This window comes from Streptomyces angustmyceticus (assembly GCF_019933235.1).
In the GTDB taxonomy this organism is placed as follows: Bacteria; Actinomycetota; Actinomycetes; order Streptomycetales; family Streptomycetaceae; genus Streptomyces; species Streptomyces angustmyceticus.
On record NZ_CP082945.1, the window covers coordinates 4,071,157 to 4,085,102 of the forward strand.

Consider the following 13,946-nt stretch of genomic DNA (forward strand, 5'->3'; position numbering starts at 1 on the left):
TTCAGCGGGTGAATGCGCGGTGCACGGCCCGGTATTCGCGGGTCCACCACACGGCCAGGGCGGCCGCCGCCGGGAACTGCGGATCGGTGCGGCGGTCGCCGAGCTGGTAGCGCCAGGTGAGCATCCAGAAGTCGTTCAGCCGCTCCCACCACACCCGGTGGACGGCCGCCGCCAGCTCGTCGGCGCCGGCCTGGCTGGTGTGGCGGTAGGCGCCCGCGTACGCCGCCACCTTCGCCAGGTCCAGAGTGCCGCAGGGGCGGACGAAGAAGATCGCGGCGGCGCGCACCGCCTCCTCGGCGCGCGGCTGGACGCCCAGCCGGTCCCAGTCGACGATCGCGGTCGGCTCCGCGTCCCGGTAGAGCACGTTCAGCGGATGGAAGTCGCCGTGCACCCAGCCCGCCGGGGGCTCCGCTCCGGGGGCCGGACGGTGGTGCGCCAGCCGCGCCAGCAGGGCCCGGCGCTCGAGCAGACGGTGCTCGGCGAGTTCGTCGAAGCTGGTGCGGGGCAGGGCGCCGCGGGCCAGGGCCAGCAGCTCGTCGATCATCTCGAAGGTCCGCTCGGGGTCGGCTCCGGCGTCCGCGCAGGGCGGCCGGGGCGGATGCGGTTCGTCGGCCATGACCTGCTCCAGCGTGGTGTGCACGAGTCCGAGCAGGGCGCCGAGCTGCCAGGACTGGCCGCGGGTCAGGGCGGCGCCGCTCAAGTGATGGCCCTCGACCCAGGGGTGCAGGGCGTAGCAGCGGCCGTCGAGGACGGTGACGGTCCGGCCGTCCGCGTCGGCGACGGGCGGGGCGACCGGCAGGCCGAGCGCGGCGAGCCGGCGGGTGGCGCGGTGCTGGCGGGTGAGGGCCGCGCGGTCGCCGTCGAGGTGGTGTTTGAGGAAGTAGCGGCCGCGGGTGGTGGCGAGGAAGTAGCCGTGGTTGAGCAGGCCCTCGGCGACGGGCTCGCAGGACAGCGGCGCGCCGGCGCCGGTGTAGTGGCGGAGCAGGGATCCGAGGGTGTCTTTGTCGGGCGTTGCCGCCGTCCGGACTACAGATGAGCGCAGCACGCGCCAGATGTTAGATCAACTGCGCCCGTCGGAGTGGGTGCGCCGGAAAGCCTTACGCAGAGTACGCGCAGTGGGCGGCGGGCACCTCGCTCAGGCAGTGCAGGGTCACGAACTCCGGCTCGACGCGCAGGAAGACCGGGTCGAAGGGGGCGCCGTCGGCCAGCAGCGGGGTGCGGCCGAAGAGCGCGCGCTCGGCGGAGGCGGGCTCGGCGACCCGGGAGGTGCCGGTGAACTGCACCGACCAGGTGTCGCGCTCGCCGCTGTTGACGTTGTCGGCCTCGTAGGCGACCACGCTGCCGTCCAGCGCCTGGTGGTAGCCGTAGCCGCGGTGCAGCCGCAGGACCAGCCGCCCGTCGAGGACGAGGTGGCGGGTGACGGTGGTGAAGGGCAGCGCCCGCCGGCTGGCCGAGACGCGCCCGTACGGCGTGCGGCTGAGCAGCTCGATCGCACGGAGGTTGTCGGTGGACATGCCGCCACCATGCCGGGCGGGCCCGGCCGGAAGTAGGGGCCGCCAGCCCCGAGGGGCCGGGCCCATGGTCCTGAATCACCACCAGCCGGGCAGGGCGCGGCCGCGAGGGAACCGGTGCGTCAGTGCCGCTCCGCCTGCCGGCGTGCGACATACGCGGCGGCCTGGGAACGGCGCTCCATGCCGAGCTTGGAGAGCAGGCTGGAGACATAGTTCTTGATCGTCTTCTCGGCGAGGTGGAGCCGCTCGCCGATGGCGCGGTTGGTCAGACCCTCGCCGATCAGATCGAGGATCCGGCGTTCCTGTTCGGTGAGGCCCGCCAGCCGGTCGTCGCTCTTCGTGGCGTTGCCGTCGCGCAGCCGCTCCAGCACCCGGGCGGTGGCCACCGGGTCGAGCAGGGACTTCCCGGCCGCCACCTCGCGGACCGCGGAGAGGAGTTCGTTGCCCCGGATGGCCTTGAGGACATATCCGGCCGCACCGGCCATGATCGCATCGAAAAGGGCCTCGTCGTCCGCGAACGAGGTGAGCATCAGGCATTTGATGTCCTCGTCCTGCGAACGGATCTCGCGGCAGACCTCGACGCCGCTCCCGTCCGGCAGCCGGACATCGAGCACCGCGACGTCCGGGCGCGTCGCCGGGATCCTGACCAGGGCATCTGCGGCGGTGCCGGCCTCGCCGACCACCTCGATGTCGTCCTCGACGGAGAGCATTTCGTGAACGCCACGCCGGACCACTTCGTGGTCGTCGAGCAGGAATACCGTGATTTTTCCGTCTTCGCGCACCACCCCAGTCTCACACATCAACCCTTCCCGTGCTCCAGGTCAGCGATATAACGTGCCGTTGTCCCGGCGGCCTGCAACGCTGTGACCAGGAGTTGTTCCAAGCCTTAGCGATTTACTTGGAAATCCAAGCAAAATCGCAGGTCAGCGCCGTTTCCACTTCGGCTTTGACAATGGGTAACGTGCAATGAGCAGGCCACCTTCCGGGAGCTTTGTTCCACCCGGATCCGGGCCGCGTTCGCACACACCCCGTGCGCCGTATCGGATACCGGGTGAGCCGCAATACGGCCACCGGCGGACCCCGGGGGTCGGACAGACGGAGGAGCAGCACGTGACCGTGGAAGGCACTGCGCAGCGGAAAAACGCCCGCGGCAGCAGCAAGCGCACCACCGCCAAAAAGGCGACGTCGGCCAAGAAGACGTCCCCGGCCAAGACCCGGAACTCAGGTCGGCCCGAGCAGGCGGAGCAGGACCAGCTCGTACAGCTGCTGACCCCCGAAGGGCAGCGGGTCGAGCACCCGGACTACTCGATCGATCTCTCCGCCGACGAGCTGCGCGGGCTCTACCGCGACATGGTGCTGACGCGGAAGTTCGACGCCGAGGCGACCACCCTCCAGCGCCAGGGCGAACTGGGTCTGTGGGCTTCGCTGCTGGGCCAGGAGGCCGCCCAGATCGGCTCCGGGCGCGCGCTGCGCGACGACGACTACGTCTTCCCGACCTACCGCGAGCACGGTGTGGCGTGGTGCCGCGGCGTCGACCCGACGAACCTGCTGGGCATGTTCCGCGGGGTCAATCACGGTGGCTGGGACCCCAACAGCAACAACTTCCACCTCTACACCATCGTGATCGGTTCGCAGACGCTGCATGCGACCGGCTATGCGATGGGCGTGCAGAAGGACGGCGCGGATTCCGCGGTCATCGCCTATTTCGGCGACGGCGCCTCCAGCCAGGGAGATGTCGCGGAATCCTTCACCTTCTCCGCGGTCTACAACGCCCCCGTCGTGTTCTTCTGCCAGAACAACCAATGGGCGATTTCCGAACCCACCGAGAAGCAGACCCGGGTGCCGCTCTACCAGCGCGCCCGCGGTTACGGATTCCCCGGTGTACGGGTCGACGGCAATGACGTCCTCGCCTGTCTCGCGGTGACCAAGGCGGCGCTGGAGCGGGCGCGCACCGGCCAGGGCCCGATGCTCGTCGAGGCGTTCACCTACCGCATGGGCGCGCACACCACCTCCGACGACCCGACGAAGTACCGGGAGGACGAGGAGCGGGCGGCCTGGGAGGCCAAGGACCCGATCCTGCGGCTGCGGACGTACCTGGAGGCCGAGGGCATCGTCGACGAGGCGTACCTCGCCTCGATCGACGAGGAGAGCGAGGCCCTGGGCAAGCGGGTCCGCGACGCCGTCCGTGCCATGCCCGACCCGGACGACATGGCGATCTTCGAGAATGTCTACGCCGACGGGCACGCGCTCGTCGATGAGGAGCGCGCGCAGTTCGCCGCGTACCAGGCGTCGTTCGCCGACGCCCCCGTCGCGGAGGGGAACTGACCATGGCCGTCTTCGAGAAGATCACCATCGCCAAGGCGATCAACGAATCGCTGCGGGCCTCCATGGAGGCCGACCCCAAGGTCCTCGTCATGGGCGAGGACGTCGGCAAGCTCGGCGGCGTCTTCCGGGTGACCGACGGCCTGCAGAAGGACTTCGGCGAGGAGCGGGTCATCGACACCCCGCTCGCCGAGTCCGGCATCGTCGGCACCGCGATCGGCATGGCGCTGCGCGGCTACCGCCCGGTCGTCGAGATCCAGTTCGACGGCTTCGTCTTCCCCGCCTACGACCAGATCGTCACCCAGCTCGCGAAGATGCACGCCCGCGCGCTGGGCAAGGTCAAGGTGCCGGTCGTCATCCGCATCCCGTACGCGGGCGGCATCGGCGCGGTCGAGCACCACTCCGAGTCCCCCGAGGCGCTGTTCGCGCATGTCGCCGGACTCAAGATCGTCACCCCCTCGAACTCCTCCGACGCCTACTGGATGCTCCAGCAGGCCATCGCGGGCGACGACCCGGTCATCTACTTCGAGCCCAAGCGCCGCTACCACGACAAGTCGCGGCTGGACACCGAGTCGATCCCCGACCCCCTGCACAAGGCCCGGATCGCCCGGACCGGCACCGACCTCACCCTGGCCGCCTACGGCCCGATGGTGAAGGTCTGCCAGGACGTCGCCAACGTCGCCGCCGAGGAGGGCAAGTCGCTCGAGGTCGTCGACCTGCGCTCGCTCTCCCCGATCGACTTCGACACCGTGCAGTCGTCGGTGGAGAAGACCGGCCGGCTGGTCGTCGTCCACGAGGCCCCGGTCTTCTTCGGCGCGGGTGCGGAGATCGCCGCCCGGATCACCGAGCGGTGCTTCTACCACCTGGAGGCCCCGGTCCTGCGGGTCGGCGGGTTCCATTCCCCGTATCCGCCCTCCCGTCTGGAGGACGAGTACCTCCCGGGGCTGGACCGGGTGCTCGACGCCGTCGACCGTGCGTTGGCGTACTGAGGGTTTGAGGAGAGTTCGTGACCATGACTGCAAGTACCGCCCAGGCCCAGCGCTTCCGCGAGTTCAAGATGCCCGACGTGGGCGAGGGGCTCACCGAGGCCGAGATCCTCAAGTGGTACGTCCAGCCCGGCGACACCGTCACCGACGGCCAGGTCGTCTGTGAGGTCGAGACCGCCAAGGCCGCCGTGGAACTGCCCATCCCCTACGACGGGGTGGTGCACGAGCTGAACTTCGGCGAGGGCGTCACCGTCGACGTCGGCACCGTCATCATCTCCGTGGACACCGATCCCGGAGCCGGGCCCGCCGCGGCACCGGCTGCGCAGCCGGCGCCGCAGGAGGCCGCCGCCTCCCCGGAGGAGGAGGCCGAGCCGCAGGGCCGGCAGGCGGTGCTGGTCGGCTACGGCGCCGCGCCGTCCTCGACCAAGCGCCGGGCGCGCAAGCCCCAGGCGGGGGTGCCGGCCCAGCCGGAGCCCGCGCGCGCCGCGCTCCAGGCGGAGCTGAACGGGCGGGCCGCCGCCGCACCGGCCGCTGCTCCCGTGGCGCCGGTCGCGAACGGCACGGGTGCCGGGCAGGCCGGCCGGCCGCTGGCCAAGCCGCCGGTGCGCAAGCTCGCCAAGGACCTCGGCATCGACCTGGCGGCGGTCGCCCCGACCGGTCCGGGCGGCCTCATCACCCGTGAGGACGTCCATGCCGCCGCCGCGCCTGCGGTGGCGTCCGTGGCCGCACCGGCCGAGCCCGCCGGGCAGGTCTCCGCCGCCCCGGAAAGCGTCCCGGCCGAGCACGGCGTCGTCGATGCCGCCGCCCGCGAGCGGCGGGTGCCGGTCAAGGGCGTACGCAAGGCCACCGCGCAGGCCATGGTCGCCAGCGCCTTCACCGCGCCGCACGTCACGGAGTTCATCACCGTCGATGTGACCCGCACGATGAAGCTGGTCCAGGAGCTCAAGCAGGACCCCGACATGGCCGGGCTGCGGGTCAACCCGCTGCTGCTCGTCGCCAAGGCCTTCCTGGTCGCCATCAAGCGTCACCCGGAGGTCAACGCCGCCTGGGACGAGGCGCGGCAGGAGATCGTCTACAAGGACTACGTCAACCTCGGGATCGCGGCGGCCACCCCGCGCGGGCTGATCGTCCCGAACATCAAGGACGCCGGGGTCAAGACGCTCCCCCAGCTCGCCGCGGAACTGGGCGACCTGGTCGCCACCGCCCGCGACGGCAAGACGTCCCCGGCGGCGATGACCGGTGGCACGGTCACCATCACCAATGTCGGCGTCTTCGGCGTCGACACCGGTACGCCGATCCTCAATCCGGGGGAGTCGGCGATCCTCGCCTTCGGAGCGGTCAAGCTCCAGCCGTGGGTCCACAAGGGCAAGGTGAAGGCGCGTCAGGTCACCACCCTCGCGCTGTCCTTCGACCACCGGCTCATCGACGGCGAGCTGGGCTCCAAGCTGCTCGCGGATGTGGCGGCTCTGCTGGAACGGCCCAAGCGCCTGATCACCTGGGGCTGAGCCGGGAGGCGGAGCCGGGCGGTTCGGAGCGGCGTTTCACGTGAAACGCCGCCTCGGGGCCGCCCGGGCGTCATGGACGAGCACCCGCTCGCCCGCACCGCGCCTCCGCTGCGGCCGCAGCCGGTTCGGGAATGCTGAGGTCGGCGGCCCGTCAGGGCGCAGACCGACGCGACCGAGGAGATCCGGCGATCATGAACCAGCACCGGTCCGGCACCATCCCCGCACCGCAGGTATGGCCGACGCTGCGGGCCCACGACGCCCACGCCCTGATCCGTTTCCTGGTCGAGGCGTTCGGCTTCGAGGAGACCGTGGTCCACGGCGAGGGGGAACGCGTCGAGCACGCCCAGCTCTCCTGGCCGGAGGGCGGCGGGATCATGCTCGGTTCCGTCCGGGACGCGGACGAGGACCGCTGGCCGCTGCGGCCGGGGACGTTCGGGGCCTATGTGGTCACCGACCACCCCGACGACCTGTGTGCCCGCGCCCGGGCGGCCGGCGCGGAGATCACCGATGAGCTCTCCGACACCGGGTACGGGTCGCGGGGCTTCGGCGCCCGCGACCCGGAGGGCAACCGCTGGTCGTTCGGTACCTATCGCGGCGAGCCGCGGAAGGCGTAGCGGGCGCCCGGTGCCGGTCAGCCGCGGATGAGCTCCACCGCGCGGCTGAAGTGGGCCACCGGCCCGACCGGGCCGGACTCGTCGGGGTGGGTGGCGCCGCGGGTCAGTGCGAAGCCCGCCCACAGGCCGGCGACGATCAATGCCAGCACGACGGAATTCCGCATACGGCGGCCGGCGTTCGTCCTGGGCTGCATGGTCAACTCCCCCTTGAGTGCGGGAGCTCTCCCCGGCTCCCTGTCTCTATTCACCCATGGGATCCGCGCCGATCCGTACGCGGCAGGTATGGAGTCCTGTCCGACTTGAGGCGGACCCGGCGTCGGCCCGGGGTCCCTCTTTCGGCAGAGGCGGGACCCGTGGCGGGAAAGGATTTGCCGCGGTCGGCCGGGCTGCCTACGGTCGGCGAAATGAGCAGCGAAATGATCATCCGGCGTTACCGGGCATCCGACCAGGGCGTGGTCACCGATCTGTGGTCCCGTGCGGTGGAGCGGGCGCATCCGTTCCCCGACGGGGAGGGCCGGGGCGAACGGGCCCGGGTCCTCCGTGAGAGGGACCTCGCCGGGGCGGAGAGCTGGGTCGCCGAGCGCGAGGGCGTCGTCGTCGGGCTCCTCGGGCCGTTACGCGGCGGGTCCGCCGGCGGGGACGGCAACAGGGCCTCGGTCGGCGGGCTGTTCGTGGCGCCCGAGGCCCAAGGGAGCGGTGTAGGGAGCAAGTTGCTGGAGCATGCGGCGGCGTCGCACGGTGCGCTGTCGCTGGAGGTCTTCGAGGGGAACGACGCCGCCCGCGGCTTCTTCGCGCATCTGGGCTTCACGGAGCGCGGGCGGCGGACGGACGCGGAGACCGGCCGTCCGCTGATCGCCCTGGAGCGTGCCGCGCCGCTGAAGTCGGTGGGCTGGCTGCATGTGCGCGACGGGCGGCTGCTGAGCGTACGGACGCGGGGGAACGACACGTTCTATCTCCCGGGCGGCAAGTACGAGCCCGGGGAGACCGCGCGGGAGGCGCTGTCGCGTGAGCTCGGTGAGGAGCTCGGCCTGGTGGTGCCCGCCGAGGAGCTGTCGGAGGCGTTCGTCATCCATGACGTCGCCCATGGCAAGAACGGGCGGCGGCTGCATATGACCTGCTTCACCGGCGGGCCCCAGGACATCGTGCCGGCCCCCGGCCGGGAGATCGCCGAGTTCGCCTGGTTCGACCGCCGGGAGGCGCGTGAGCGCTGTGCCCCCGCCCATTCGCAGGTCGTGAACCGTCTGATCGCGCAGGGGCGGATGCCGGGCTGAGGGCGCGCCCCGGGCGGCGGTCGGCACGAGCCCCGGCCGCCCCCGGCCGGTCGTGGCCCGCGGTTCCGGCGGCGCCTCCACCAGGGCAGCTGTCCGCACCGTTGTCCGCATCGCGAAACGAAGTGTCGGACGCATACCTGTTGTATCTATCCTGTGCGCATGCCCTCCTCCACGCCCACCGCTCCCGTCAGAGAGCCCGCCAAGCAGCCGCCCGCCGCCGAACGGGTCTATGCGCATATCAAGGACGCCGTCCTGGACCGCCGCTACGAGGGCGGGATGCTGCTCACCGAGGGTGAGCTGGCCGATGCCGTGGGGGTCTCGCGGACGCCGGTGCGGGAGGCGCTGCTGCGGCTGGAGGTCGAGGGGCTGATCAAGCTCTACCCGAAGAAGGGCGCGCTGGTGCTGCCGGTCTCCGCGCAGGAGATCGCCGATGTCGTCGAGACCCGGCTGCTGGTGGAGAAGCACGCCGCGGCCAAGGCGGTGCCCGTGAGCGACGCGCTGATCGGCGAGCTGACCGGGCTGCTGGAGACCATGCGGGCACAGGCCGCTTCCGGTGATCTGGCGGCGGTCTCCGTCGCCGACCGCGCCTTCCACGCCGCGATCGTGCGCAGCGCCGGCAATCAGATCCTGGACCGCCTCTACGAGCAGCTGCGCGACCGCCAGCTGCGGATGGGGGTCGCGGTGATGCACGCCCACCCGGACCGGATCGCCAAGAACATCGCCGAACACGCGGAGATCCTTCAGGCCCTGCGGGCCGGGGACGCGGATGCCGCGACCGACGCCGTGCAGCGGCACGTCAGCTGGGTCCGTAACCTCGCGCAGGGAGACGTGCGATGAGCGAGGGGACCGACAGTGCCGGGCGCTCCGGCATAGGCGGCGGCTCCGCACGGCTGCTGCCCGCCGACCCGCCCGGCGGCCGTAGGGCCATGGCCGTCTGGGGCATCGGCGTCGCGGTCTACTTCGTCGCCATCACCTACCGCACCAGCCTCGGAGTGGCGGGCCTGGACGCCGCCGAGCGCTTCCACATCAACGCCTCGGCGCTGTCGACCTTCTCCATCCTCCAGCTGCTGGTGTACGCGGGGATGCAGATCCCCGTCGGCCTGATGGTCGACCGGCTCGGCCCGAAGAAGGTGCTGACCCTCGGCGCGGTGCTCTACACCGTCGGCCAGTTCGGCTTCGCGCTCTCCTCGTCGTACGCCATGGCGCTCGGCTCCCGCGCGCTGCTCGGCTGCGGGGACGCGATGACCTTCATCAGCGTGCTGCGGCTGGGCTCCCGCTGGTTCCCGGCCCGCCGCGGCCCGATGATCGCCCAGATCGCCGCGCTCGTGGGGATGGCGGGCAATCTGATCTCCACCCTCATCCTCGCCCGCTTCCTGCACAGCTTCGGCTGGACCCCGACGTTCGCCGCGAGCGCCGCCGGCGGCATCGTCGTGCTGATCGTGCTGCTGGTCTTCCTGCGGGACCATCCCGAGGGCTTCGAGCCGCCGCCCGCGCCCACCGCGCACACCGGTGCCGGGTTCGTGCGGCGGCAGATCGCGGAGGCCTGGCGGGAGCCCGGCACCCGGCTGGGCATGTGGGTGCACTTCACCACCCAGTTCCCCGCGATGGTCTTCCTGCTGCTCTGGGGCCTGCCGTTCCTCGTCGAGGCGGAAGGGCTCTCGCGCGGCACCGCCGGTGAACTGCTCACCCTCGTGGTGCTCTCGAACATGGCCGTGGGACTGATCTACGGCCAGGTCATCGCCCGTCACCATGCGGCCCGCATGCCGCTGGCGCTGGGCACCGTCGGCGCCACGGCGCTGCTGTGGGCGGTCGTCCTGTGCTGGCCGGCCGATCATGCGCCGATGGGGCTGCTGATCGTGCTGTCCACGGTGCTGGGCGCCTGCGGTCCCGCCTCGATGATCGGCTTCGACTTCGCGCGGCCCGCCAACCCGCCGGAGCGTCAGGGAACCGCCTCCGGCATCGTCAACATGGGCGGCTTCACGGCCTCGATGACGACCTTGTTCGCCATCGGTGTCCTGCTGGATGCGACCGGCGACAACTACCGGATCGCCTTTGCCTCGATCTTCGTACTGGAAGCGGCCGGGGTCTCCCAGATCCTGCGGCTGCGGCGGCGCGCGGCGCGGCGCGAGCGCGAGCGGCTGGTCGTCAGCCGGGTCGAGGCGGTCCACGTTCCCGCATGAGGCCCGTGAGGCGCGCGGGCGGCGGCCGGGTCCGTTTCACGTGGAACGGACAGGGCTGTTTCACGTGAAACGGCGCACTCCGGGGCCATCAGTTCGTGGGCCGGCCGACGGACGGGGCATCGGTGAGGCGGCCCCACCGGAACCGTCCCGCTACGGCGTGATGGCGAAGTTGTCCAGGATGGCCTGGGCCAGTTCCTGATCGCCGTCGATCTTGATCTGCTCGGCGACCGCTGCCGGGCGGACCCGGCCGCAGGCCAGCTGGTGGAAGGTGTCCCAGTCCAGGGCGAGCGTCACCGTCGGGCCGAGCGAGACGCTGCCGTCGATGGTGGCCTTGCCCTCGGCGTCGAGACGGACCGTGCGCAGGAACTCCACCGGCCCGCTGACATCGAAGACCACGGCCGAATCGGCGGGCGCCTGGGCCCGCTTGGCCACGATGCCGGGCAGCACCTTCACCAGCAGATCGCGGGTCACCTGCGCGCCGGGGGAGTCCAGATTGCCAGGCTTGCCGAGCGCCCGGCGCAAGTCCTGCTCGTGCACCCAGACATCGAAGGCCCGCTGCTGCAGCACGAATTCCAGCGAACGGTCCTCACCGAGCGGACTGCGCACCACGGCGTCCGGCTGGCGGGACTCGTTGCGCAGCTGCCGGGAGCGGCGGATGACGGTGTATTCGAGCTCGCTGAGCATCTCCGGCGCGGTGTGGTGCCGGCGGACGTCGACCTGCACCTCCATGCGCCGCGCCGACTCGCTGCGTACGTGGTAGAGGTCGCGCGGCAGCGTGTGGATCGGCCGCGGGTCGCCCAGCATTTCGCATTCCAGGCCGATGACATGGGAGACCACATCGCGAACAGACCATCCTGGGAGGCCCGTCGCCCTGCTCCACTCGCCCTCGACGAGCGGAGTGACCAGCTCGGTTATCGCTTCTATGGAGTGAGTCCAGGCATCGATGGAGGACTGAAGGCTGGGATGGACGGTCACGGGACCCCTCGGACGGTTCGTACGCGGGCTGCTGTCTGTGCAGTTAAGTTACGCTGCGCACGGGCACCCCGGCAGTGCTTTCGGGTGACCATCGTAGGCCGATGCTTCCGGGCCGCAGAGGGGTCCGCCACACGGCCACGCGGCCCGTTCCTCAGTCGTCGCCGCGCTCCCGCTCCGCCAGCCGGATCACACACACCGCGACGGCGATCAGCAGCGCCGGATCGGCATCGTCCCGTACGACGTTGACCACATAGGTGTCGCGTACGGTCAGCCAGCGCCGCGAGATCTCCGCCAGCAGCTCGCCGTCGTACTCGACCGCGAACTCGCGGTCCAGGATCTTTCCGCTGACGTCCAGCTCCGTGCCGTCCACCAGCGCGACGCGGTAGTGGTTGCGCAGCAGCGAGAGCCGCTTGCGCTTGATGGTGGCCAGCGGCTTGTCGTCCCGTTCGATGGTCATCGTGTCGCGCACGCTGAGCATCTTCTTGCGGATGGTGATCAGCACCCGCCGCTCGGTGTCCTTCAGCTCGAAGGTCTCCCGCAGCCGCAGCGCCTTCCCGTCCACGAGGAAGGCGTGCCGCCCCTGCTCGTCGTCGATCCAGTAGTCGTCGCCGATGCCGAAGATCCGGTCGCGCACCGCGTACTTGCCCGAGTGCGGGGGTGCTCCCCCGGGAGATTGCCGCATGGCTGACGTGTTCCCGCGGGGGCCTGCGGAATGTGCGCGCACCGGAGTGACGTTGAATGTGCACATGGCTTCACGTGCACGCGTCCGGGCCCCCGAGCTGATCGGCAAGGGCGGCTGGCTGAACACCGGTAACAAGGACCTCACCCTCTCCGACCTGCGAGGGCGCATTGTCGTCCTGGACTTCTGGACGTTCTGCTGTGTGAACTGTCTGCATGTCCTGGACGAGCTGCGGGAGCTGGAGGAGCGCCACCGCGACACCGTCGTGATCATCGGCGTGCACTCCCCGAAGTTCGTGCACGAGGCCGAGCACCAGGCGGTCGTGGACGCCGTGGAGCGCTACGGCGTCGAGCACCCGGTCCTCGATGACCCCGAGCTCGCCACGTGGAAGCAGTACGCGGTACGGGCCTGGCCGACGCTCGTGGTGATCGACCCCGAGGGGTACGTCGTCGCCCAGCACGCCGGCGAGGGCCATGCGCACGCCATCGAGAAGCTCGTCGAGGAGCTGGAGGCCGAGCATGCGGCGAAGGGCACGCTGCGCCGCGGCGACGGCCCCTACGTCCCGCCGGAGCCGGTCGCCGGCGACCTGCGCTTCCCCGGCAAGGTGGTCCGGCTCCCCACCGGCAGCTTCCTCGTCTCGGACACCACCCGGCACCAGCTGGTGGAGCTGGCCGCGGACGGTGAGCGGGTGCTGCGGCGGATCGGCACCGGCGAGCGCGGCCTGACCCCGGACACCTTCAACGAACCCCAGGGCCTGGCGCTGCTGCCCGACGGACGGGTGGCGGTCGCGGACACCGTCAACCACGCCATCCGCGTCCTCGACCCCGGGACCGGGGAGCTGGAGACGGTGGCCGGCACCGGCAAGCAGTGGTGGCAGGGCTCGCCGACCTCCGGTCCGGCGCGCGAAGTGGATCTCTCCTCGCCGTGGGACCTCGCCTGGTGGCAGGACCGGCTGTGGATCGCGATGGCCGGGGTGCACCAGCTGTGGACCTACGACCCGGCCGCCGGGACGGTCGAGGTCGCGGCCGGCACGACCAACGAGGGACTGGTGGACGGCCCGGCCGCCGAGGCGTGGTTCGCCCAGCCGTCCGGCCTCGCGGCGGCCGGCGACCGGCTGTGGATCGCGGACTCGGAAACCAGCGCGGTCCGCTGGGTGGAGCGCGCCGAGGCGGGCGACGGCCATGTCGTCCGGACGGCCGTCGGCACCGGCCTCTTCGACTTCGGGCACCGCGACGGCGCCGCCGACCAGGCGCTGCTCCAGCACCCGCTGGGCGTGACCGCCCTGCCCGACGGCTCGGTGGCCGTCGCGGACTCCTACAACCACGCCCTGCGCCGCTTCGACCCCGCGACCGGCGAGGTGACGACGCTGGCGACGGATCTGCGCGAGCCGTCCGCCGCGGTGCTCGTCGACGACGACATCGTGGTGGTGGAGTCGGCGCGGCACCGGCTGACCCGGCTGCGGCTGCCCGAGGAGGCGGTCCGGGTCGAGTCGGTGGCGCACCGCACTCAGCGCGCCGCCACCGAGGTCGCCCCGGGCGCCCTGCGGCTGGACGTGGTCTTCCGGGCGCCAGCCGGCCAGAAGCTCGACACCCGTTACGGCCCCTCGACGCGGCTGGTGGTCAGCGCGACGCCGCCGGAGCTGCTCGCCGAGGGCGCGGGCGCGGGCACCGATCTCACCCGGGACCTGGTGCTCGCGGACGGGGTGACCGACGGCGTGCTGCACGTCTCGGCGATGGCCGCGTCCTGCGACGACGCCCCGGACATCGAGTACCCCGCCTGCCATGTGCACCAGCAGGACTGGGGCGTCCCGGTCGAGGTCGCCGAGGGCGGGGTGGCCCGGCTGGGACTCGTCCTGGCGGGGCTGGACGCCGAGTAGCAGCGAGTCCCGGGCCCGTCGGCCGGG

The 13,946-nt window shown here is 71.5% G+C and carries 14 protein-coding genes; 8 read left to right on the forward strand and 6 right to left on the reverse strand.

The window, feature by feature from the left end; genetic code table 11:
- Position 1: 1 nt before the first annotated feature.
- The 3 genes from K7396_RS18270 to K7396_RS18280 form a co-directional block, all read right to left on the reverse strand.
- Positions 2 to 1,045: a phosphotransferase gene (locus K7396_RS18270; RefSeq protein WP_086719018.1), complete on the reverse strand. Its 1,044-nt coding sequence runs from the start codon at positions 1,043 to 1,045 to the stop codon at positions 2 to 4.
- A gap of 52 nt (positions 1,046 to 1,097) precedes the next feature.
- On the reverse strand, positions 1,098 to 1,514 hold the full coding sequence (locus K7396_RS18275; protein ID WP_086719019.1) for a pyridoxamine 5'-phosphate oxidase family protein: 417 nt from the start codon (positions 1,512 to 1,514) through the stop codon (positions 1,098 to 1,100).
- 119 nt (positions 1,515 to 1,633) lie between these two features.
- Positions 1,634 to 2,293, reverse strand: coding sequence for a response regulator (locus K7396_RS18280; RefSeq protein ID WP_086719036.1), 660 nt, complete (start codon positions 2,291 to 2,293; stop codon positions 1,634 to 1,636).
- A gap of 328 nt (positions 2,294 to 2,621) precedes the next feature.
- On the opposite strand from K7396_RS18280, the gene pdhA reads away from it, so the two are divergent.
- The 4 genes from pdhA (at position 2,622) to K7396_RS18300 (ending at position 6,938) form a co-directional block, all read left to right on the forward strand.
- Entirely contained in the window at positions 2,622 to 3,836 is a 1,215-nt protein-coding gene (gene pdhA, locus K7396_RS18285; protein WP_086719020.1) for a pyruvate dehydrogenase (acetyl-transferring) E1 component subunit alpha, read from the forward strand.
- 2 nt (positions 3,837 to 3,838) lie between these two features.
- A complete protein-coding gene (locus K7396_RS18290; RefSeq protein ID WP_086719021.1) occupies positions 3,839 to 4,822 on the forward strand; it encodes an alpha-ketoacid dehydrogenase subunit beta in 984 nt (327 codons plus the stop codon).
- A gap of 23 nt (positions 4,823 to 4,845) precedes the next feature.
- A complete protein-coding gene (locus tag K7396_RS18295; protein WP_086719037.1) occupies positions 4,846 to 6,324 on the forward strand; it encodes a dihydrolipoamide acetyltransferase family protein in 1,479 nt (492 codons plus the stop codon).
- 191 nt (positions 6,325 to 6,515) lie between these two features.
- A complete protein-coding gene (locus K7396_RS18300; protein ID WP_086719022.1) occupies positions 6,516 to 6,938 on the forward strand; it encodes a VOC family protein in 423 nt (140 codons plus the stop codon).
- 17 nt (positions 6,939 to 6,955) lie between these two features.
- On the opposite strand, the gene K7396_RS18305 is transcribed toward K7396_RS18300, so the two are convergent.
- Positions 6,956 to 7,132: a hypothetical protein gene (locus tag K7396_RS18305; protein WP_167392787.1), complete on the reverse strand. Its 177-nt coding sequence runs from the start codon at positions 7,130 to 7,132 to the stop codon at positions 6,956 to 6,958.
- A 210-nt stretch (positions 7,133 to 7,342) separates the two neighbouring features.
- Between K7396_RS18305 and K7396_RS18310 the strand changes: the two genes are divergently transcribed.
- The 3 genes from K7396_RS18310 to K7396_RS18320 all read left to right on the forward strand — a co-directional run bounded on the left by K7396_RS18310 (position 7,343) and on the right by K7396_RS18320 (position 10,389).
- The gene (locus K7396_RS18310) at positions 7,343 to 8,209 is read left to right on the forward strand and encodes a GNAT family N-acetyltransferase (protein WP_086719023.1); all 867 of its coding nucleotides are present in this window, start codon (positions 7,343 to 7,345) and stop codon (positions 8,207 to 8,209) included.
- Positions 8,210 to 8,368: 159 nt separating this feature from the next.
- Complete coding sequence (locus tag K7396_RS18315) at positions 8,369 to 9,046, forward strand: GntR family transcriptional regulator (RefSeq protein ID WP_086719038.1); 678 nt, start codon at positions 8,369 to 8,371, stop codon at positions 9,044 to 9,046.
- Between the two features lie 89 nt (positions 9,047 to 9,135).
- Positions 9,136 to 10,389: an MFS transporter gene (locus K7396_RS18320; protein WP_167392788.1), complete on the forward strand. Its 1,254-nt coding sequence runs from the start codon at positions 9,136 to 9,138 to the stop codon at positions 10,387 to 10,389.
- 150 nt (positions 10,390 to 10,539) lie between these two features.
- Here K7396_RS18320 and K7396_RS18325 read toward each other — a convergent pair whose 3' ends face one another.
- Together K7396_RS18325 and K7396_RS18330 are read right to left on the reverse strand one after the other, a co-directional pair.
- The gene (locus K7396_RS18325; RefSeq protein WP_086719025.1) at positions 10,540 to 11,364 is read right to left on the reverse strand and encodes a maleylpyruvate isomerase family mycothiol-dependent enzyme; all 825 of its coding nucleotides are present in this window, start codon (positions 11,362 to 11,364) and stop codon (positions 10,540 to 10,542) included.
- A 151-nt stretch (positions 11,365 to 11,515) separates the two neighbouring features.
- Complete coding sequence (locus K7396_RS18330; RefSeq protein ID WP_086719026.1) at positions 11,516 to 12,046, reverse strand: LURP-one-related/scramblase family protein; 531 nt, start codon at positions 12,044 to 12,046, stop codon at positions 11,516 to 11,518.
- A gap of 64 nt (positions 12,047 to 12,110) precedes the next feature.
- Between K7396_RS18330 and K7396_RS18335 the strand changes: the two genes are divergently transcribed.
- A complete protein-coding gene (locus K7396_RS18335; RefSeq protein WP_086719027.1) occupies positions 12,111 to 13,919 on the forward strand; it encodes an NHL domain-containing thioredoxin family protein in 1,809 nt (602 codons plus the stop codon).
- Positions 13,920 to 13,946 lie beyond the last annotated feature (27 nt).